We start from the raw sequence: 21107 nt of genomic DNA on the forward strand, positions 1-21107 counted from the left end.
AATTCCGACCGATTATATAGGGCAGGCCCGCCCCGCGGTCCAGTGGGCGGCCCGCATTGCGCCGGGCGGGGGGCGGCGCTACAAGCGGCCGGTTCCAAAAGGCTCGGGCGGACCCATGACCACGCGTTTCGACTTCACCCTCCAGGCGACAGACGGCGCCGCGCGCACCGGCGTCATCGACACACCGCGCGGCCAGATCCGCACCCCGGCCTTCATGCCGGTGGGCACGGCCGCGACGGTCAAGGCGATGCTGCCCGACAGCGTGGCGGCCACGGGTGCGGACATCCTGCTGGGCAACACCTATCACCTGATGCTGCGCCCCGGCGCGGAACGCGTCGCACGCATGGGCGGGCTGCACAAGTTCATGAACTGGTCGAAGCCCATCCTGACCGACAGCGGCGGGTTCCAGGTGATGTCGCTGGCGGGCCTGCGCAAGCTGACCGAGGAGGGGGTGACCTTCTCCAGCCACGTCGACGGGTCCAAGCATTTCCTGTCGCCCGAGACCAGCATGCAGATCCAGAAGCTCTTGGGCAGCGACATCGTGATGTGCTTCGACGAATGCCCCGCGCTGCCCGCGACCGAGGAGGCGGTGGCGGCCTCCATGCGCCTGTCGATGCGGTGGGCACAGCGGTCGCGCGACGCCTTCGGCGACCGTCCGGGGCACGCGCTGTTCGGCATCATGCAGGGCGGCGTCACGCGCGAACTGCGCGAGGAGAGCGCCGAGGCCCTGCAGGCGATCGGTTTTGACGGCTACGCGGTCGGCGGCCTGGCCGTGGGAGAGGGGCAGGAGGCGATGTTCGGCGTGCTGGACTATGCGCCCGGTTTCCTGCCGGTGGACAGGCCGCGCTATCTGATGGGCGTGGGCAAGCCCGACGACATCGTGGGGGCGGTTCAGCGCGGCATCGACATGATGGATTGCGTGCTGCCCTCGCGGTCGGGGCGGACGGGTCAGGCCTGGACCCCGCGCGGTCAGGTCAACATCAAGAACGCCCGCCATCAGGACGACCCGCGCCCCCTGGACGAGGATTGCACCTGCCCCTGCTGCACGGGCTATTCCCGTGCCTATCTGCATCACGTCTTCCGCGCCAAGGAGATGATCAGCGGCATGCTGCTGACCTGGCACAACCTGCATTACTATCAGCAGCTGATGGCGGGGCTGCGCGAGGCGATTGCGGCGGGGCGTCTGGACGCCTTCGTGGCCGAATTCCACGCACGCCGCGCAGAAGGCGATATCGAGCCTGTGTGACGTCGCGGATTTGGAAGGATTTTCCCGTATCAGCCCTTGGCGCGGCCTTGCGGGGCGGCTATCTTGACGATGTTCTCAGGGCGGGGTGCAATTCCCCACCGGCGGTGACAGCCCGCGAGCGCCCCCTGCCATGGCAGGGGGGTCAGCAGATCCGGTGAAATTCCGGGGCCGACGGTATAGTCCGGATGGAAGAGAACCGTCCCGTGCGCCACCCCGGCGTGCGTGGTGGTATGCCTTGGGGGCCTGACGCAACTTACGGAAGGTTCCTGAAAGATGACCCAATCTCCCCGTATCGCCTTTATCAAGGCGCGCTGGCACGCCGATGTCGTGGACCGCGCGCATGAGGGTTTCCTGACCCAGGCCGCCAGCCTGATCCCCGGCGCCAAGATCGAGGCCTGGGACGTGCCCGGCGCTTTCGAGATGCCGCAGCTGGCCAAGAAGCTGGCCTTGACCGGCAAGTACGACGCCGTGGTGGCCGCGGCCCTGGTGGTCGATGGCGGCATCTATCGTCATGACTTCGTCGCGGGCGCGGTGGTCAGCGGCCTGATGCAGGCGGGCATGGACACGGGCGTGCCGGTGTTCTCGGTCTCGCTGACGCCGCACAATTACCAGGAGACCGAGCTGCTGACCGGTTTCTATCGCGAGCACTTCGTCAAGAAGGGCGCCGAGGCCGCCCATGCGGTCGCGCAGATGCTGGCCGTCGAGGGGCGTCTGGCCCGTCTGGATCAGGCCGACGCGGCCTGATCCATCCGCAGGCGGTGCCGCGTCAGCAGCATCGCCTGTGTCTCCTCAAGTTCGCGGTCGCGCCGCGCGGTATCCCAGTTAAGCGCCGCCGCGCAGAGATCGGCGATGCGCGCCAGGTCGCGGGCCGACAGATGGCCGGTGACGGCCAGCGCGGTGCGGCGCATGACCAGATCGGCCAGGGTGCCTATCTGTTCGTTGCGGATGATCCAGCCCAGCTCCTGTTCGCTGTGATCGCTGTCGGCCAGCATGATGGGCGCCGCCCCTTCTGCCGCCAGGATCGCCGCCGCCGTCGTGCCGTAGCGCGCCAGAAGGTGGCGCGCGCGGGCGGGCGCGGCCAGGGTGCGCCGGGCCGCATCGTCGCCCCACGCGCCCGCATCGGCCGGGTAATCGCGGCCACCGCCGATGGGCAGCCTGTCGGTGGCGATGCGGCGGGACGCGTTCAGGCGCGCCAGAAGATCGTCGGCGACCTCCTCGGCGAAGCCGCGGAAGGTGGTCCATTTGCCGCCCACCAGCGCGATGATCGGCCATGGCCGCGTGGCGTCGGGGGCGATCTCTGGCGCGGAATGGTCGCGGCTGATCAGGCCGGGATTGGCCGCGTCCGAGGCGGGCAGGGGGCGGATGCCGGAATAGGCATAGACGATCTGGCTGTCGTCGAAATGGAGCCCCGGCAGCAGGCCGCGCAGCGCGTCGAGGAAATAGGCGATCTCGGCGTCGTCGCAGGCCACGTCGTCGGGGTCGTCGGCGCGGATGTCGGTGGAGCCGACCAGCGCGCGGTCCAGATAGGGGAAGACCAGGCAGATGCGCCCGTCATCGGCCTCGAAATAGATCATGCGGCCCTTCAGGGCGGCCAGCAGCTCGGGGTGGTCCAGCAGGATATGCGAGCCCTTGGTGCCGCCGATCATCCGCGTGGGCGCGCCAAGCGCCGCGTTCACCCGGTCGATCCAGGGACCGGCGGCGTTCACCACGATGCGCGGGCGCAGGGACAGCGCGCCCTGCGGGCCCGTCAGGTGGATCACGTCGCCGTCGGTGCCGGTCAGCGCGGTGTGGTTCAGCGCGCGGGCGGCGGGATTGGCGCGCAGCCCGTCCGCCACCAGCTCCCAGACCAGCCGTTCGGGCAGGGTGACGGCGGCGTCGTAATACTGTCCCGCGGCTTTGATGCGCGGGGTCAGAGGCGGGATCTCGCGCAGCGCACGCGCGCGCGACCACAGCTGATGGCGCGGCATCATCCTGTGGCGGCGGCCATAGAAGTCGTACATCGCCAGCCCCGCCTTCATCAGCATCGCACCGCGGCTGCGGGGTGCGGTGGTCGACCCCATCAGCGTGCGCAGGGCCGGCCCGATGCCGCGCAGCCAGGAGAAGATCGGGATGACCGTCGGCAGAGGCTTGACCAGATGCGGCGCGTTCTTGAGCAGCAGGTTCCGTTCCAGCGTGGACTGGGCGACCAGGCGCAGCTCTCCGGTCTCGAGGTACTTGATGCCGCCATGGATCAGGCGCGAGGGCGCGGCCGAGGTGCCGCTGCCGTAATCGGCCTTGTCGACGATCACCGCGTTGACGCCCTGTTCGCACAGGTCGCGGAACAGGCCCGCGCCGTTGATGCCCGCGCCCAGGATCAGCACGTCGATGTCTTGGGTCATGGGATGTCCTGCAGGGCCTCGATGCGCGGCCACAGCGGGGCCATGGCGGCGGCGATGTCGGTGAAGACCCCAAAGCGGCGCGCCATCTCGGCGGCACGGGCGGGGTCGGGGTGATGGGTGGTGCTGATCGCGCCCATGTCGCGCGGGTCGTGGCGCGGCGAGGCAAAGAGGCCGACCCCCGCGCCCGCACAGAGCGCCGCGCCCCAGGCTGCGGCCTCCTCGGTCGCGCTGACGGTCACGGGCATGTCCAGCACATCGGCAAACAGCTGCGCAAAGACCGGCGCGCGGGAAATGCCGCCGGTCAGCCGCGCCGCCCTAGGGGCGAAGCCGTCGCGAAGGGCGTCGACATGATGGCGGTGGTTGAAGGCGATGCCCTCGATCACGGCGCGCAGCATGTCGCCGCGGTCCTGCCAGCCGCGCAGGCCGAAGAAGCCCGCGCTGGCCTGCGCCCCGTGGGGCGATCCGAACAGGTAGGGGTGGAACAGCGCGCTGGAGGGGCGGGCCAGGGCGGCCTCGATCTCGGGGATGACGCGCAGATGGGCGGGCTGGTCGCCCCCCTCGCGGCACAGGCTGTCCAGGAACCAGTCGTAATTCGCGGCGGACGCCGGAGAGATCGACATGGCGTTCCATTCGCCGCGCGCGATGCCGTTGCGGCAGAACCAGCGCGGATCGGACAGGGGTCGGTCGGTGACGGTTTCGTTGATGGAATAGGTGCCGGCGACGATGGCGACGCAGCCCTGCCCGTACCCGCCCGACCCCAAAGCCGATGCGGTCACGTCATGCAGTCCGGCCACAACCGGCGTGCCCACGGCCAGGCCGGTCAGGGCGGCCGCATCCGCCGTGACATGGCCCACGACCTGATCGGGCAGGGCGATGTCAGGCAAAGGCAGGCCCGGCAGGCCGAAGATGCTGGGGATGTCGGGGGCGAAGCCCTGGGTCGCGACATCGGTGAAGGCGGTGCTGGCCTCGGTCAGGTCGGTGCCGATGCGCCCGGTCAGGCGATAGGTCAGCCAGTCCTTGCAGGCCAGCACATGGCCGATTGCGGCAAAGCGTGCGGGGTCATGGTCGCGCAGCCACGCGAGGATCGCAGAAGGCGCCGAGGCATGGGGCATCTGCCCCGTCCGCGCCAGCGCCCGCGCGGCGGTCCCATCCGCGGCCCAGGCATCCGCGACGCCGCCCGCGCGGCTGTCCAGCGACAGGATGCCCGGCCCCAGGGGCGCGCCCGCCCGGTCCAGCAGATACAGCCCGTCGCCATGCGCGGTCGCGGCGACAGCCACGATGTCGCGGGTCGGACGGCCGCAGGCGGCGACGGCTTCGGCCACGGCGGCCGCGGTCTGGCGCCACAGGTCCTCCATGTCGCGTTCGACATGGCGCGGCTGCGGCATGGACTGCGCCACCCGCCTGCGCGCGGTGGCCAGAACCCGGCCGGCCGCGTCGAAGACGACCGCCTTGGTGACGGTCAGACCGTTGTCGATCCCCAGGATCAGCATGGCAGGGCGGCGAAGGGGGACATGGCGGGCCTCCGGGCGCGTCGGGTCGGGGGTCGGAAAGCGGTCGGGCGCGACGATGCGCGCCCGACCCGGTTGCGGATCACCGTGAGGGGATCACTGCGACAGCGTGAAGGCCGCGGTGTAGCTCTCGACGTTCTCGGGGGTGATCAGCAGGCAGTCGAACAGCTGCTTTTCGGCATCGGCCCCGGTCTCTCCGGTCTTGATGAAGTTGTCGGCCTGACGGACGGCTTCCTCGGCGAAGACGGCGACGGGCTGCAGGACGGTATAGGCCATCTCGCCGGCCTTCACCGCCTCGACCGCGTCGGGCGAGCCGTCGAAGCCGCCGACGGTCACGGCCTCCAGCTTGCCGGCCTCCTTCAGCGCGGCGATGGCGCCGAGCGCCATCTCGTCATTGCCCGAGATCACGCCGGTGATGTCCGGGTTCGCCTGCAGCAGCGACTGCATGCGCTGATAGCCCTGCGTGCGGTCCCAGTTGGCGACCTCCTGGCCGACCTTCTCGAACTCGGGATACTGGCTCAGCACGGTCTCGTAGCCGTTCGAACGGGTCTGGGCGTTGTTGTCCGAGGGGTTGCCGAACAGCTCGACGAACTGGCCGCCCTCCTCGCCCATGGCCTCGACCCAGGCCTGCGCGCCCAAGGCCGCGCCCTGCGCGTTGTTCGACACCAGCTGCGCCTTGGCCAGGCCCTCCTGGTTGATCTCGGCGTTGACCAGGAAGACCGGGATGCCCGCATCGACGGCCTTCTGCACCGCACCGACCGAACCGTCGGCATTGGCCGGGTCCAGGATGATCGCGACCGACTGGTTGGTGATCGCGGTGTCGATCAGCGTGCTCTCGGTGTTGGTGTCGCCGCGATGGGCGGCCACGTTGGCGGTATAGCCCAGCTCCTCGGCGGTGGCCTTGGCGACCTCGCCCTCGGTGAACCAGTAGGGGTTGGCCGGATCGTTCACGATCACGGTGATCAGCCCCTCGGCCCAGGCCGATCCGGCCATTAGCGGCACGGTGGCCACGGCGGCCATCAGCATCCGGCGCGTCATCTTCATCATTTGGTCTCTCTCCCTTGGTGTGGTGGTCCTGCCCGGTGGGGCAGTCTTTCCGGCGGGCGTTCCCGCGACCGCCGGGGAAGGTCGGGGGCAGGGCCTCACGTCTTGCGCGTGCCGCTGCCGTATTGAAGCGAGTTCATCAGCACGGCCAGCACGATCACCGCGCCGGTGAAGACCGTTTGCCAGTAGGAGCTGACCCCGATGATCACCAGGCCCGCCGACAGGAAGCCGATGACGAAGGCGCCCAGCATAGTGCCGCGCACGGTGCCGCGCCCGCCGGTCAGGGCCGCGCCGCCGATCACGACCGCGGCGATGGCGGTCAGTTCATACGCGTTGCCCGCCGTGGGTCCTGCCGAGGTCAGCTGCGAGGCCAGGACCAGCCCCGCCGCGGCCGCCAGCGCGCCCGAGACCATGTAGACGATGATCTTGACCCGCTTGACCGGCACGCCGGACAGCTCCGCCGCACGTTCGTTGCCGCCCGATGCGTAAAGCCAGCGCCCGAAGGCCGACCGGCCCAGCATCAGCCCCGCGGCGATCGCCACGACCGCCAGCACGATCACGCTGATGGGCACGCCGCCGATGCGGTAGAAGCCCAGCCAGTTGAAGCCGGTATTGCCCAGGGCCTCGGACCCGCGCAGGTTGTTGTAGGTCAGACCGTTGGTCATCAAGAGCGCGATGCCGCGCGCCACATACATCACGCCCAGGGTCGCCACGAAGGGCGGCACCTTGAAGACGGCGATCAGCACGCCGTTGACGGCCCCCACCGCCGCGCCGACGCAGAGCGTCAGCACCACGACCGCCCAGACCGGCGGATAGAGGATCACGCCCATCGCGTCGATCTCGACCCCCTGCATCATCGCGCCCGCGACCACGCCCGACAGCGCCAGGATCGAGCCCACCGACAGGTCGATCCCGCCGTTCAGGATGACCAGCAGCATGCCGATGGAGAGTATGCCGAAGATGGCGACCTGGCTGGACATGATCAGCAGGTTCGACAAGGTGAAGTAGTTCGGCGACAGGACCGAGAAGACCGCGATGATCGCGATCAGCGCGAAGAAGGCGCGCCCCTCCAGCAGCAGGCGGCCGATGTTCAGGGACCGGGGCTTGGCGGGGTTGGTGGTGGTTGCGGACATGGGTTCCCTTCCCTCAGGCTGCATGGGACTCGCCCGAGGCGGCCATGATCCGGTCCTTGGACACGGTGCTGTCGAATTCGGCCGTGATGCGGCCCTTGTGCATGACGATGATCCGGTGGGCGATGGACAGGCATTCGCTGACCTCGGAGGTGGAATAGACCACCGCCAGCCCGTTCCGTGCGCCTTCCGCCAGCAGGCGGAACACCTCGGCCTTGGCGCCGATGTCGATGCCGCGCGACGGCTCGTCCAGCAGGATCGCGCGGGGCCGGGTGGCCAGCATCTTGCCGATCACGACCTTCTGCTGGTTGCCACCCGACAGCGACCCGATGGGGGCGCCGCCGCCCGATGTCTTGACCGTCACGCGGCGGATGCTGTCGTCGACCAGGTCGCGTTCGGCGCGGCTGCTGGTGAACAGCCCCCGCGTGAAGCGCGCGATGGAGGCCAGGGACAGGTTCTGGCCCACGCTCATGGTCTGGACCAGGCCGTCGCGCTGACGGTCCTCGGGGACCAGGGCCAGGCCGCGGGCGATGCGTTCGCCGATGGAGAGCTGGCTGATCTCACGCCCCTCCAGCACGATCTGGCCGCCGGTGGCGCGCAGCCGCCCCGCGACCGTCTCCAGCAGTTCGGTGCGTCCCGCGCCCATCAGGCCATAGATGCAGACGATCTCTCCGGCGCGCACGTCCAGGTTCAGCCCGCGCACCAGGTCCTGGCCGGTGGCGTCCGGCACCGACAGGTCGCGGATCGACAGGGCGACCTCGCCCATGGTGCTGTCCGGGGGCGATCCCAGATCGTAATTCTCGCCGACCATGTTGCGCACGATCCATTCCAGGTCGATGTCCGCGCGCGGCGCATAGGCGGTCATCACCCCGTCGCGCAGCACCACCGCATGATCGGTGATGGTCAGCGCCTCCTCCAGGTGGTGCGAGATATAGACGATGCTGACGCCCCGCGCGGTCAGGTCGCGGATGACCTTGAACAGCACCTCGACCTCGGAGGCGGACAGCGCGCTGGTCGGCTCGTCCATGATCAGGATGCGGCTGTCGACCGACAGGGCGCGGGCGATCTCGACGATCTGCTGCTGGCCCAGACGCAGGTTCTCTACCAGGGTCGAGGGGTCGATCTGCTCCTCCAGCTCCTCCATCAGGGCGCGGGTGCGACGGTCCTCCTCGGCGTAGTCGACGCCGAAGGGGCCCATGATCTCGCGGCCCATGAAGATGTTGTCGCGCACCGACAGGTTCGGGGCCAGCGACAGCTCCTGGTGGATGATGGAAATGCCGCGGTCGCGCGCGTCATTGGCATTGGCGAAGGCCACGGGCTGGCCGTCCAGCACGATCTGGCCCGCGCTGGGCTGGATCACGCCCGACAGAATCTTCATCAGCGTGGATTTCCCCGCGCCGTTCTCTCCGAACAGCGTGGTGACCTGGCCGCGATGGATGTCGAAGTTCACGCCCTTCAGCGCATGGACCTGCCCATAGGACTTGGCCACGTTGCGGGCGGCCAGGACGACCTCGGCGCTCATTGGACCTCCACCGCGACGGGGGTGATCAGCCAGTTCGACGGGTTGATCAGCCGGAACGCGCCGGTGACCGTCAGCGTGCGCCCGGTCAGATTGGCCGTGTCGATGGGGGCCAGCACCTCGGCCGCCATGGCGCGGTTGATGCCCGAACCGGCGTCCTGGTATTCGATCTGGTTCTTGAAGGCACCAAAGGCGATGTCGCCCGGCGCGTCGCGCAGGTCGGTGCCGTTGATCGCGGGGCCGGTCTGCACGCGCACGCGCAGATCCTCGGGCAGGCCCTCGACGGTCAGCGGATAGACCCCGGCGCGCGGCTCTCCGGCGGTGCCGGTCACGGTGACCATCATGATCGCCCCGGTCGATGCGGGCGTGCCGTATTCGGCGATGGCCGCGTCCTGATCGGCGGCGATCGCGGCGGCCAGGTCGGCGGCGGGCACGGCGCGTTCGATCACCGCGTCGCGGATGCGCGGGAATTCCTGCGTGCCGTATGTGTCGGGCGAGAACGCCTGCTGGCGGGCATCGGCCTCGGAGCCGACCCGCACCACGGTGGTGTCCAGCGCGATGGCGCCAAGGACCGCGACGCCAAGGACGGCGGACAGGATCAGGCCGCGGCGGCTGGGTGCGGGCGCCTTGGGGGCGTGGGTGCTGTCGGTCATCACAAAGCCTTGCAGTTGGGAAGGGATCGCGGCGCGGACCGGCCGGGGGCCGCGCGGGGCGCCCGGACGGGCGGCATGGACATGCTGTCGGTCGTCCTCATCAGCCCGGCCTCCCCTCCGGTCGATTCGCGCCCCGAGGGGCGGCGGTTGCGGCGAATCCGCGCATCATAGCGGGTGCAGCGAGGATCAGCTTAGATGAAATAAATTGCGCTGTCCGTAAAAAAATACGTTTCGCGCGCCGGGATCGTGATATAGGTGACGGCCAAGGGATGGAGGCACCATGGCGGACAGGCAGCGCGACGTGCTGATCGGCATCGACGCCGGAACCTCGGTCATCAAGGCCGTCGGGTTCGATCTTTCCGGGCGCCAGCTGGGCGCCGCGGCGGTGCCGAATCGCTATGCGATCGGTGCGGGGGGGCTGGCCACGCAGGACATGGCCCGGACCTGGGACGATTGCGCCGCAGCCCTGCGCGGGCTGGCGGATCATATCCCGGACCTTGCGGCGCGCACGGCGGCGCTGGCGGTCACCGGGCAGGGCGACGGCACCTGGCTGGTCGGGCGCGACGGACCGGTGGGCGATGCCTGGCTGTGGCTGGACGCCCGCGCGGCCCCGACCGTCACGCGGCTGGGCCATGACCGCGCCCGGTTCGAGGCGACCGGGACCGGGCTGAACACCTGTCAGCAGGGCGCGCAGATGGCGCATATGGATGCCCATCACCCCGACCTGCTGGACCGGGCCGAGATCGCGCTGCACTGCAAGGACTGGCTCTATCTGAACCTGACCGGCGTCCGGGCGACCGACCCGTCCGAGGCCAGCTTCACCTTCGGCAACTTCCGCAGCCGCGCCTATGACGACGCGGTGATCGACGCGCTGGGCCTGAGGCACAGGCGCGGGCTGCTGCCGCCCATCGTGGACGGCACGCAGGTGACCCACCCGCTGAGCGCGGAGGCCGCCGCCGCGACGGGGCTGCTGGCGGGCACGCCGGTCAGCTTGGGCTATGTGGACATGGTGATGACCGCGCTGGGCGCGGGTGTGCTGGGCGGGGCGGGGGACGTGGCCTGTTCGACGGTCGGCTCGACCGGGGTGCATCTGCGCGCCGTCACCGCGGACCGCGTGCATCTGAACGATCAGGGCACGGGCTATGTCATCTGCCTGCCGGTGCCGGGGGTGGTCACGCAGGTCCAGACCAACATGGCGGCGACGCTGAACCTGGACTGGGTGCTGGGCCTGGCGGCGGGCATCCTGTCGGACATGGGCCAGCCGGTGACGCATCGCGACCTGGTCGCGCGGCTGGACGGCTGGCTGGGGCAGGCGGCGCCGGGGCAGATCCTGTATCACCCCTATATCTCGGATGCGGGCGAACGCGGGCCCTTCGTCGATGCGGATGCGCGGGCGGGGTTCACGGGCCTCTCGGCCGGGCACCGCTATCCCGATCTGGTCCGCGCCGTGGCCGAGGGGTTGGGGCTGGCCATGCGCGACTGCTATGCCGCCATGGGACCGCTGCCGTCCGAGCTGCGCCTGACCGGCGGGGCGGCGCGCTCGCCCGCGCTGCGCGCGATCCTGTCGGCCTGTCTGGGCGCGCCCGTCCGCGTCTCCGACCGCGACGAGGCCGGGGCCGCGGGCGCCGCGATGATGGCCGCGGTGGCCATCGGCGCCTATCCCGACATGCGCGCCTGCATCGACGCCTGGGTCACGCCGCTTCTGCGCGCGCCCGAGGCCCCCGACCCGCATCTGGCCGCGACCTATGCGCGGCTGTTCCCCGCCTTTGCCGCGACCCGCGCCGCCCTGCCGCCCGTCTGGGCCGCCTTGGCGCGCGCCCGCATCCCGACCGGAGAGTGACATGACCCAAGCCCCCGACATCATCGACCTGTTCGTCATCGGCGGCGGCATCAACGGCGCGGGCGTCGCGCGCGATGCCGCGGGGCGGGGCCTGTCGGTCGTGCTGTGCGAAAAGGACGACCTGGCGCAGGGCACCTCGTCGCGGTCGGGCAAGCTGGTCCATGGCGGGCTGCGCTATCTGGAATATTACGAGTTCCGCCTGGTGCGCGAGGCGCTGATCGAACGCGAGGTGCTGCTGGCCGCGGCCCCGCACATCATCTGGCCGATGCGCTTCGTGCTGCCGCACAGCCCCGACGACCGGCCCGCCTGGCTGGTCCGGCTGGGGCTGTTCCTCTATGACAACCTGGGCGGGCGCAAGAAGCTGCCGGGCACGCGCACGCTGGACCTGCGCCGCGACCCCGAGGGCGCGCCGCTGCTGGACAAGTATCACAAGGGCTTCGAATACAGCGACTGCTGGGTCGACGACGCGCGACTGGTGGTGCTGAACGCGGTCGATGCGGCCGAGCGCGGCGCCACGGTGCTGACGCGGCATGCCTGCGTCTCGGCACGCCGCGAGGATGGGTTGTGGACCGTCACCACCCGCAGCGAGGCCGGAGAGGAGCGCGTGTTCCGCGCCCGCTGCCTGGTCAACTGCGCAGGGCCCTGGGTCAGCGACATCATCACCCGCGTGGCGGGGTCGAACTCGGCCCGCAACGTGCGGCTGGTCAAGGGCAGCCACATCATCGTGCCGAAATGGTGGGCGGGGACCAACGCCTACTTGGTGCAGAACCACGACAAGCGGGTGATCTTCATCAACCCCTACGAGGGCGACATGGCGCTGATCGGCACGACCGACATCGCCTATGACGGCCGGGCCGAGGACGTGATGGCCGACGAATCCGAGATCGACTATCTGCTGGCCGCCGTGAACCGCTATTTCAAGGAGAAGCTGCGCCGGTCCGATGTGATCCACAGCTTTTCGGGCGTGCGCCCGCTGTTCGATGACGGGCAGGGCAACCCGTCGGCGGTCACGCGGGACTATGTGTTCGACCTGGACCGGACGGGCGGCGCGCCGATGCTGAACATCTTCGGCGGCAAGATCACCACCTTCCGCGAACTGGCCGAACGCGGCATGCACCGCCTGACCGAGGTGTTCCCGCAGATGGGCCCTGACTGGACAGAGACCGCGCCCCTGCCGGGCGGCGAGATCGCCAATGCCGATTACGAAAGCTTCGCCAACCTGCTGCGCGAGCTGCACCCCTGGATGCCGCGCGCGCTGGTCCAGCATTACGGCCGCCTCTATGGCGCGCGGACCAAGGATGTCGTGGCGGGGGCCATGAGCCTGTCAGGCCTGGGGCGCCATTTCGGCGGCCAGCTCTATGAGGCCGAGGCGCGCTATCTGGTCGCCAAGGAATGGGCGCGCCGCCCCGAGGACATCCTGACCCGGCGCACCAAGCACTATCTGCACCTGACCAAGGACCAGCAGGCGGCCTTCGCCGCCTGGTTCGACGAGACCCTGGCGCCGGAGATCGCGTGATGCTGACCCTGTCGCTGAACACCAACCCGCTGGTCAACCGCTTCGCCGATCCGGACGACCTGATCGACACGGTCGCGCGCGATCTGCGCATCCGGGACCTGCAGCTGACGCATGAGTTCATCAATCCCTCCTGGCCCGCGCCGGTGATCCGCCGCCTGACCCGGCAGATGCGCGCGGCGCTGGACCGGACCGGGGTGCGCGTCACCAGCGGCATGACCGGACCCTATGGTCGGCTGAACCATTTCGGCCATCCCGACGCGGATGTGCGGCGATATTATGTCGACTGGTTCAAGACCTTCGCGGACATCACCGCCGATCTGGGCGGGCGGTCGGTGGGCACGCAATTCGCGATCTTCACCTATCGCGATTACGACGACCCCCATCAGCGCGAGGACCTGATCCGCATCGCCATCGACTGCTGGTCCGAGGTCGCGGACCATGCGCGGGCCGCCGGGCTGGATTACGTCTTCTGGGAGCCGATGAGCGTGGGCCGCGAATTCGGAGAGACGATCCCCGCCGCCCTGGCCCTGCAGGACCGGCTGAGCGCGGCCGACATGGCGGTGCCCATGTGGATGATGGCCGATATCGACCATGGCGACGTGACCAGCGCCGATCCCGACGATTACGACCCGTATGCCTGGGCGCGCGCGGTGCCGCGGGTCAGCCCCATCATCCACATCAAGCAGTCGCTGATGGACAAGGGCGGACACCGCCCCTTCACCGCCGAATTCAACGCGCGCGGCCGCATACAGCCCGCCCCCCTGCTGGAGGCGCTGGCCCAGGGCGGCGCGGTCGACAACGAGATCTGCCTGGAGCTGTCCTTCAAGGAACGCGACCCCAACGATCGACAGGTCATCGCCCAGATCGCCGAAAGCGTCGCATTCTGGGCGCCGCATATCGACACCGGGGCGGATAAGCTGAATATCTGAGCCATCATCGACAGGACGCCCCCATGCCCCAACCCTTCGCCTTCGCCACCGCCACCGAGATCCTGTTCGGCCGGGGACAGGCGGCGCAGGCCCCCGCACGGGTGGCGGCCCTGGGGCGGCGGGTGCTTCTGGTCCACGGGCGCGACCCCGGGCGCAGCGCGGCGCTGGCCCGCGATCTGGCCGCGGCAGGCTGTTCGGTCGCGACCTTCGCCGTTCCGCGTGAACCCGACACCGCGCTGATCCAGGCGGGCGTCGTCGCGGGGGCGGAGGTTCAGGTCGTCGTCGCGATGGGCGGCGGGGCGGTGATCGACGCGGGCAAGGCGCTGGCGGCCTGCCTGACGATGACCCGTCCGCTGATGGATCATCTGGAGGTCGTGGGGCAGGGGCTGCCGCTGGACCATGCGCCGCTGCCCTTCGTGGCCATCCCCACCACCGCCGGCACCGGGGCCGAGGTGACCCGCAACGCCGTGATCGGCGTCTCCGAGGCGCGCCGCAAGGTCAGCCTGCGCGATGCGCGGATGCTGCCTGCGCTGGCCATCGTGGACCCGGCCCTGACGGACGGCTGCCCGCGCGCGGTGACGCTGGCCTCCGGGCTGGACGCCATCACGCAGGTGATCGAGCCCTATGTCAGCACCCGCGCCAATCCGCTGACCGATGCGCTGTGCCGCGACGCGATCCCGACCGGGCTGGCGGCCCTGATCCGCCTGATGGATGCGGAGGACGCGCAAGCCCGCGACGCCATGGCCTGGACCAGCCTCTGCGGCGGGCTGGCGCTGGCCAATGCGGGGCTGGGTGCGGTCCACGGGCTGGCGGGGCCTCTGGGCGGGCTGACGGGGGCGGCGCATGGGGCGATCTGCGGCGCGCTGCTGCCGGCGGTGCTGCGCGCCAACCGCGCTGCGGTCGCCGATCCGGCGCGGCTGGACCAGGTCGCGGGATGGATCGGCGCGGCCTTCGGGGAACCGGGCGCGGACATGGCGCGGGCGACGGCGCTGCTGGGCGGATGGTCGCGGGGCTGCGGCCTGCCTGGGCTGTCGGCCCTGGGCATCGATGCGGCCGCCTGCGACGCGGCGGCCGAGGCTGCGGCCGCGTCGTCGTCGATGAAGGCCAACCCGGCCGTCCTGGGCGCCGCCGACCTGCGCGCGCTGATGCGCGCGGCCGCGTGATGGGGCGCCGCGGCCCCATCGATCCCGAGCAGAGCCTGGCCATCCGCGCGGCCTGGCTGCACTATGTCGGCGGCCTGACCCAGGCCGCGGTCGCCAAGCGCCTCGGCCTGCCCGGCGTCAAGGCGCATCGCCTGATCGCGCGCGCGGTGGCCGAGGGCGTGGTCAAGGTGTCGATCGACGGCGAGATCGTGGAATGCGCCCTGCTGGAGGATCAGCTCTGCGCGCGCTACGGGCTGGGGCGTTGCGAGGTGGCGCCCGATCTGGGCGAGGAGGGCATGCCGCTGCGCGCCCTGGGCCTGGCCGGCGCGGCCTTCCTGCGCCGCGAGATCGAGCGGGGCGATCATTCCACCATTGGCCTGGGCCACGGCCGGACGATGGCCGCGGCGGTCCAGCAGCTGCCCCGGATCGAGGCCGCGGGCGTGCGCTTCGTCTCCGTCCTGGGCGGGCTGACGCGGAACTATGCGGCGAACCCGCATGACGTGATGCACAACCTGGCGGAAAAGACGCGGGCGCAGTCTTTCGTGCTGCCTGTGCCGTTCTTCGCCAATTCCGAGGGCGACCGGGCGGTGCTTCTGGCGCAGCCGGGCGTGCGCGACATCTTCGATCTGTCGAACAGCGCCTCGCTGAAGCTGGTGGGAATGGGCACGGCGGATGCCAGCGCGCAGCTGGTCGCGTCGGGCATGATCGAGCGCCACGAGATCGACGAGATCAACGCCGCGGGCGGCGTGGCCGAGATGATGGGGCATTTCTTCGACGCCGACGGTCGCGTCCTGGAGACGGCGCTGAGCGCGCGGACCCTGTCGGTGGACCTGCACCACGACCACGGTCACCAGATCGTCGTGATCGCGGGCGGTGCGGAGAAGGTTCCGGCGATCCGCGCGGTCCTGAACAGCGGTCGGCTGTCCGGCCTGATCACCGACGAGATCACGGCGCGCGCCCTGATGGCGGAGTGACCTGAACGGGGACGGGTCGGGGAAACCCCGACCCGGTCGATGCCGCTGGGCCCCGCGCGCGCTTTGCGCGCGTGGGGAGCATCGTGGCAAGGCCGCTTGCGGCCTTGGCCTTTTGATCAGTGGCCGGTCACCAGGCGGGCGCGGGCGATGATGGCCTCAGGGGTGATGCCGAACTCCTGGTACAGCCGGTCGATCGGGGCCGATGCGCCAAAGCCGGTCATGCCGATCACGTCGTCCTCGGTCGCGACATAACGGGTCCAGCCGAACTTGCCCGCAGCCTCGACCGCGATGCGGTGCGCGGTGCCAAGCACCTGGGCGCGGTAATCCGCGTCCTGCGCCTCGAACAGCTCCCAGCTGGGCATCGACACGACCGCCACGGCCATGCCTTCCGCAGCCAGCGCCTCGGCGGCCTCCACGGCGATGGCGACCTCGGTGCCGGTGGCGATCAGGGTCACGTCGCGGCCCTCGCCAAACTGGCGGATCACATAGGCGCCCTTGGCGGTCAGGTTCTCGGACCCAGCTTCCGTGCGCAGCTGCGGGACGTCCTGGCGGGACAGGGCCAGCAGCGACGGCACGTTGCGGTTGCGGATCGCGATGTCCCAGGCCTCCAGCGTCTCGACCGTGTCGGCAGGGCGCAGGACGGTCAGGCCGGGGATGGCGCGCAGGGATGCCAGATGCTCCACCGGCTGGTGGGTCGGGCCGTCCTCGCCCAGGCCGATGCTGTCATGGGTCATGACATAGATCGTGCCCACCCCCATCAGCGCCGACAGGCGGATCGCGTTGCGGGCATAGTCGGAAAACACCAGGAACGTGCCGCCATAGGCGATCACGCCGCCATGCAGGTTCAGCCCGTTCATCGCGGCGGCCATGCCGAACTCTCGCACGCCATAGCCGATGTAGCGGCCGGGCGCCTCGCGCGTGTATTGCGTGTCGACGGCCTTGACGCGGGTCAGGTTCGATCCGGTCAGGTCGGCCGATCCGCCGATCATCGCGGGCACGGCCGGGGTCAGCGCCTCCAGCGCCATCTGGCTGGCCTTGCGGGTCGCGGCCTTCTTGGGCGCGGCGAAGAGGGCGTCGCGGGCGGCGGCGAGGGCCGCGTCATAGCCCTCGGGCAGGGCGCCTGACAGGCGCTGCGTCAGGGCCGCGCCCTTGGGGGATGCCGCCAGACGGGCCTCCCAGGCCTCGCGGTCGGCGGCACCCCGCGCGCCGATTTCGCGCCACTCGGCGGCCAGATCGTCGGGGATCACGAACGCGTCGTGGCGCCAACCCAGGGCCTCGCGGGTCAGTGCGCCCTCATCCTTGCCCAAAGGCGATCCGTGCACGGAATAGCTGCCCGCGCGGTTGGGAGAGCCGAAGCCGATGATCGTCTTCATCGCGATCAGCGAGGGCTTGCCCGTCTCCGCCTTGGCGGCCTCCATCGCGGCATCCAGGGCGCGCCCGTCATGGCCGTCGCAGCTCTGGACATGCCAGCCGCAGGCCTTGAACCGTGCCGGGATGTCCTCGGAGAAGCTGACCGAGGTCGGGCCGTCGATGGTGATGCTGTTGTCGTCATAGAGCACGATCAGCTTGCCCAGGCCCAGATGGCCCGCCAGGCTGATCGCCTCCTGGCCGATGCCCTCCTGCAGGCAGCCGTCGCCCAGCATGACCCAGGTGCGGTGATCGACCAGGTCATCACCGAACTCTCCGGCCAGCGCGCGTTCCGCCAGCGCCATGCCGACGGCGGTGGCCAGGCCCTGGCCCAGGGGGCCGGTCGTGGTCTCGACACCCTTGGCATGGCCGTATTCCGGATGGCCCGCGGTGATCGCGCCCCATTGGCGGAAATTCCTGATCTGATCCAGCGTCATGTCCTGATAGCCGGTCAGGTGCAGCAGGCTGTAAAGCAGCATGGACGCGTGCCCGTTCGACAGCACGAAGCGGTCGCGGTCGGGCCAGTCGGGGTTCGCCGCGTCGAACTTCAGGTGGTTCCGGAACAGCACGGTGGCGGCATCGGCCATGCCCATCGGCGCGCCGGGATGGCCGCTGTTGGCGGCGTTCACGGCATCGATGGTCAGCGCGCGGATGCAGTTCGCCAGCGCGAAGTTCTGCGGATCCAGATCGGCCTTGGCGGCGATGGCGGGGTCTTTGGGGGTGTCTAAGGGCATGGCGGTCCTCCTGTCGCGCCCTCCATAGCGCGGCCCCGGCATCATCACAACAAAAAATCACAAAGTCACAATCTGAGTGTTGCCACGCACGCGGATCATGTTATGAAACCGGCGGACCAGGGGAGGGTGCGGGTGAAACGCGAGGAACGCAGACAGGCGATCATGGATCTGCTGGTCGCGGCGCGCGCCGTGGACCTGGACGATCTGGCGGCCCGTTTCGCGGTCAGCAAGATGACCATCCATCGCGACCTGGACGACCTGGAACAGGCGGGCCTGCTGCGCAAGGTCCGCGGCGGCGCCACCATCGAGGCCGGCACCCAGTTCGAAAGCGATTTCCGCATCCGCGCCCTGCAGGACGGCGAGGCCAAGATCCGCATGGCCCATGCCGCCCGCGCCCTGATCGAGCCGGGGATGACCGTGATGGTCAATGACGGCTCGATGGCGGCGCTGCTGGGCGCCAGCCTGACGGAGTGCGCGCCCCTGTCGGTGATCACCAACAACGCCGCCGTGATCGAGCGGCTGAAGGATGCGCCGCGCGTCACGCTGATCGCGCTTGGCGGCATCTACAGCGCCAAGTTCAACGGCTTTTTCGGCATGGTCACGGAAAGCGCGCTGGCCGGGCTGCATGCGGACCTGGCCTTCATCTCGACCCCCGCGGTGGCGGGACTGCGGGCCTTCCACATGGATGACAACGCGGTCCGGGCCAAGCGCGCGATGATGCACGCGGCGGAACGCAGCGTGCTGCTGGTCAACCACGCGCGGTTCGGGCGCAGCGCGCTGCATGCGCTGGCCGACCTGACCGAATTCGACGCCATCATCACCGACGCGCCCCCCGCGCCCGAGGATCGCGCCGCGATCGACCGGGCAGGCATCGCGCTGACCATCGCAAAGGACCCCGCATGACCCCATTCTGGATCGGCACCAGCTGGAAGATGAACAAGACCCTGGCCGAGGCGATGACCTTTGCCCAAGGGTTGCGCGGCACCCCCGCGCCCGCGGGCATCCAGCGCTTCGTCATCCCGCCCTTCACCGCCTGCCGCCAGGTGGCCGAGGCGCTGTCGGACACCGACGTCAAGGTCGGCGCGCAGAACATGCACTGGGACGACGCGGGCGCCTGGACCGGAGAGATCAGCCCCGTGATGCTGACCGATTGCGGGCTGGACGTCGTGGAGCTGGGCCACAGCGAACGCCGCGAGCATTTCGGAGAGACGGACAGGACCGTGGGCCTGAAGACCGCCGCCGCCGTCCGCCACGGCCTGATCCCGCTGATCTGCATCGGCGAGACCCTGGCCGAGCGCGAGGCTGGCCGCGCCACGCAGGTGCTTGAGACGCAGGTCCGCGCCGCGCTTGAGCCCGTGGCCGGGTCCGACGCCACGATCCTGCTGGCCTATGAGCCGGTCTGGGCGATCGGCGCGAACGGCATCCCCGCGACCTCGGATTATGCCGACGCGCGGCAGGCCGAGATCATCGTCGTCGCACAGGACGTGCTGGGCCGTCCTGTGCCCTGCCTTTACGGCGGATCGGTCAATCCGGGCAACTGCGCGGAACTGATCGCCTGCCCGCATATCGACGGGCTGTTCATCGGGCGGTCGGCCTGGGACGTGAACGGCTATCTGGACATCCTGGCGCGCTGCGCCGCAACCATCGGAGATGACGCATGAAACTGGCAATCGCAGGGGACAGCGCGGGCGAAGGTCTGGCCAAGGTTCTGGCCGACCACCTGAAAGACCGCTTTGAGGTGTCGGAAATCAGCCGCACCGACGAAGGCCCCGACGCCTTCTATGCCAACCTGTCGGACCGGGTGGCCGCCCAGGTCATGGACGGCACCTATGACCGCGCCATCCTGGTCTGCGGCACGGGCATCGGCGTCTGCATCGCGGCCAACAAGGTCCCGGGCATCCGCGCCGCCCTGACGCATGACACCTATTCGGCCGAACGCGCGGCGCTGTCGAACGACGCGCAGATCATCACCATGGGCGCCCGCGTCATCGGGGTCGAAGTCGCCAAGACCATCGCCGACGCATGGCTGGCGCAGACCCGGAACTTCGACCGCAACGGCAAGTCGGCGGGCAATGTCGACGCCATCGACGCGGTCGGCGCGAAATACGCGGGCCGCTGATGCTGCGCCTGCCGACGGACCGGCCCGCGACGGGGCCGCTGCTGGACGATGTGCTGGCGCGCGAGGGCGCTGCGGCCATCGTGGCGGCCATCGCGCGCGCGCTTCCGCCCCTGGCCGCGCGGCTGGCGGCGGGGCGCCTGCATGGCGACCCCGAGGCCATCGTCGGCACCAATGACAGCGGCGACCGGCAGAAGGCGCTGGACGTCGCGGCCCACGACCACATGATCGCCGCCCTGCGCGCGGCGGGCGTGCGCCAGGTCCTGTCCGAGGAGGCCCTGGACATCATCCTGCTGAACGACGGCGGCGCCTTCGACGTGGCGATCGACCCGATCGACGGCTCGGGCAGCATCGGCATCGGCGCGCCCCTGGGGATGCTGTTCAGCATCCTGCCCGCCGATCCGCAGGGGTTCGCGCGGACGGGCCGGGCGGCGGTGGCGGCGGGCTACGCCTCCTTCGGTCATTCGGTTGATTTCGGCTGGTCCACCGGCGCGGGCGTCCATGTCGGGACCTGGGACGCCGAGGCCCAGGCCTTCCGCGTCAGCCGCCAGAACCTGCGACTGAAGCCCCAGGCTTCGACCATCGCCTATAACGCGTCGAACGAACGCCACTGGGCGCCTGGCCTGCAGGCCTGGGCGCGCGATCTGCGCGCGGGACGCGACGGGCCGCGCGGGCGCGACTTCAACATGCGCTGGCTGGCCGCCGCCGTGGGGGAACTGCACCGCATCCTGCTGAAAGGCGGCGCGTTCCTCTATCCCGCCGATGCGCGGCCCGGATACGGCGACGGCCGGCTGCGGCTGATCTATGAATGCGTGCCCATCGCCTTTCTGATCGAACAGGCCGGGGGCCGCGCGACCGACGGGCACGGCCCGATCCTGGACCGCGTGCCGCGCGGGCCGCATGACTTCACCCCCCTGTTCTTCGGCGCGTCCGAGGAAATCGACGCGCTTCACGCCGCCCTGCAAGGATAA

The 21107-nt window shown here is 70.0% G+C and carries 18 protein-coding genes and 1 riboswitch; of the genes, 11 read left to right on the forward strand and 7 right to left on the reverse strand.

The genetic code is table 11. The annotated features are described in order from the left end of the window. The first annotated feature begins 115 nt into the window (after positions 1-115). Positions 116-1246, forward strand: coding sequence for a tRNA guanosine(34) transglycosylase Tgt (gene tgt, locus AACG61_RS05880; protein ID WP_411839067.1), 1131 nt, complete (start codon positions 116-118; stop codon positions 1244-1246). 67 nt (positions 1247-1313) lie between these two features. Further along, positions 1314-1447: riboswitch (FMN riboswitch) on the forward strand. A 72-nt stretch (positions 1448-1519) separates the two neighbouring features. Next, on the forward strand, positions 1520-1990 hold the full coding sequence (locus tag AACG61_RS05885) for a 6,7-dimethyl-8-ribityllumazine synthase (RefSeq protein WP_411839068.1): 471 nt from the start codon (positions 1520-1522) through the stop codon (positions 1988-1990). Here the strand turns inward: AACG61_RS05885 and AACG61_RS05890 are convergent. From AACG61_RS05890 to AACG61_RS05915, 6 genes are all read right to left on the reverse strand, one after another. Then, positions 1972-3624 (reverse strand): glycerol-3-phosphate dehydrogenase/oxidase, encoded by a 1653-nt coding sequence (locus AACG61_RS05890; RefSeq protein WP_411839069.1) that lies wholly within the window; start codon positions 3622-3624, stop codon positions 1972-1974. The genes AACG61_RS05885 and AACG61_RS05890 overlap by 19 nt on opposite strands. Next, a complete protein-coding gene (locus AACG61_RS05895) occupies positions 3621-5114 on the reverse strand; it encodes an FGGY-family carbohydrate kinase (protein WP_411839070.1) in 1494 nt (497 codons plus the stop codon). The genes AACG61_RS05890 and AACG61_RS05895 overlap by 4 nt, the downstream gene beginning before the upstream one ends. Positions 5115-5228: 114 nt before the next feature. Next, a complete protein-coding gene (locus AACG61_RS05900; protein ID WP_411839071.1) occupies positions 5229-6179 on the reverse strand; it encodes a D-ribose ABC transporter substrate-binding protein in 951 nt (316 codons plus the stop codon). Between the two features lie 95 nt (positions 6180-6274). Beyond that, positions 6275-7309, reverse strand: coding sequence for an ABC transporter permease (locus AACG61_RS05905; protein ID WP_411839072.1), 1035 nt, complete (start codon positions 7307-7309; stop codon positions 6275-6277). A gap of 13 nt (positions 7310-7322) precedes the next feature. Then, a complete protein-coding gene (locus AACG61_RS05910; protein ID WP_411839073.1) occupies positions 7323-8828 on the reverse strand; it encodes a sugar ABC transporter ATP-binding protein in 1506 nt (501 codons plus the stop codon). Then, positions 8825-9478 carry a DUF2291 family protein gene (locus AACG61_RS05915; RefSeq protein ID WP_411839074.1) on the reverse strand — a complete coding sequence of 218 codons (654 nt, stop codon included), beginning with the start codon at positions 9476-9478 and terminating at the stop codon, positions 8825-8827. Before AACG61_RS05915 ends, AACG61_RS05910 begins: the two co-directional genes overlap by 4 nt. Before the next feature lie 280 nt (positions 9479-9758). Between AACG61_RS05915 and AACG61_RS05920 the strand changes: the two genes are divergently transcribed. Genes AACG61_RS05920 through AACG61_RS05940 form a run of 5 tightly spaced genes read left to right on the forward strand, consistent with a single transcriptional unit; the run spans position 9759 to position 15879 of the window. Beyond that, positions 9759-11318 (forward strand): FGGY family carbohydrate kinase, encoded by a 1560-nt coding sequence (locus tag AACG61_RS05920; RefSeq protein WP_411839075.1) that lies wholly within the window; start codon positions 9759-9761, stop codon positions 11316-11318. A 1-nt stretch (position 11319) separates the two neighbouring features. Then, positions 11320-12834: a glycerol-3-phosphate dehydrogenase gene (locus AACG61_RS05925; protein WP_411839076.1), complete on the forward strand. Its 1515-nt coding sequence runs from the start codon at positions 11320-11322 to the stop codon at positions 12832-12834. Next, the gene (locus AACG61_RS05930; protein ID WP_411839077.1) at positions 12831-13763 is read left to right on the forward strand and encodes a sugar phosphate isomerase/epimerase family protein; all 933 of its coding nucleotides are present in this window, start codon (positions 12831-12833) and stop codon (positions 13761-13763) included. The genes AACG61_RS05925 and AACG61_RS05930 overlap by 4 nt, the downstream gene beginning before the upstream one ends. 23 nt (positions 13764-13786) lie before the next feature. Beyond that, positions 13787-14926 (forward strand): iron-containing alcohol dehydrogenase, encoded by a 1140-nt coding sequence (locus AACG61_RS05935; RefSeq protein ID WP_411839078.1) that lies wholly within the window; start codon positions 13787-13789, stop codon positions 14924-14926. Next, positions 14926-15879, forward strand: coding sequence for a sugar-binding transcriptional regulator (locus tag AACG61_RS05940; protein WP_411839079.1), 954 nt, complete (start codon positions 14926-14928; stop codon positions 15877-15879). Before AACG61_RS05935 ends, AACG61_RS05940 begins: the two co-directional genes overlap by 1 nt. 116 nt (positions 15880-15995) lie before the next feature. On the opposite strand, the gene tkt is transcribed toward AACG61_RS05940, so the two are convergent. After that, a complete protein-coding gene (gene tkt, locus AACG61_RS05945) occupies positions 15996-18020 on the reverse strand; it encodes a transketolase (protein WP_411839080.1) in 2025 nt (674 codons plus the stop codon). 132 nt (positions 18021-18152) lie between these two features. Here tkt and AACG61_RS05950 point away from each other — a divergent pair, with 132 nt between their 5' ends. The 4 genes from AACG61_RS05950 to AACG61_RS05965 are packed head-to-tail and all read left to right on the forward strand — an operon-like array spanning position 18153 to position 21107. Further along, positions 18153-18923, forward strand: a complete 771-nt coding sequence (locus tag AACG61_RS05950) for a DeoR/GlpR family DNA-binding transcription regulator (protein ID WP_045982702.1) — start codon at positions 18153-18155, stop codon at positions 18921-18923. Further along, positions 18920-19681 carry a triose-phosphate isomerase gene (locus tag AACG61_RS05955; RefSeq protein WP_411839081.1) on the forward strand — a complete coding sequence of 254 codons (762 nt, stop codon included), beginning with the start codon at positions 18920-18922 and terminating at the stop codon, positions 19679-19681. The genes AACG61_RS05950 and AACG61_RS05955 overlap by 4 nt, the downstream gene beginning before the upstream one ends. Beyond that, entirely contained in the window at positions 19678-20139 is a 462-nt protein-coding gene (locus AACG61_RS05960) for an RpiB/LacA/LacB family sugar-phosphate isomerase (protein WP_411839082.1), read from the forward strand. Before AACG61_RS05955 ends, AACG61_RS05960 begins: the two co-directional genes overlap by 4 nt. Beyond that, entirely contained in the window at positions 20139-21107 is a 969-nt protein-coding gene (locus tag AACG61_RS05965; protein ID WP_411839083.1) for a class 1 fructose-bisphosphatase, read from the forward strand. Before AACG61_RS05960 ends, AACG61_RS05965 begins: the two co-directional genes overlap by 1 nt.

The organism is Paracoccus sp. ME4, assembly GCF_046736325.1.
GTDB lineage: Bacteria > Pseudomonadota > Alphaproteobacteria > Rhodobacterales > Rhodobacteraceae > Paracoccus.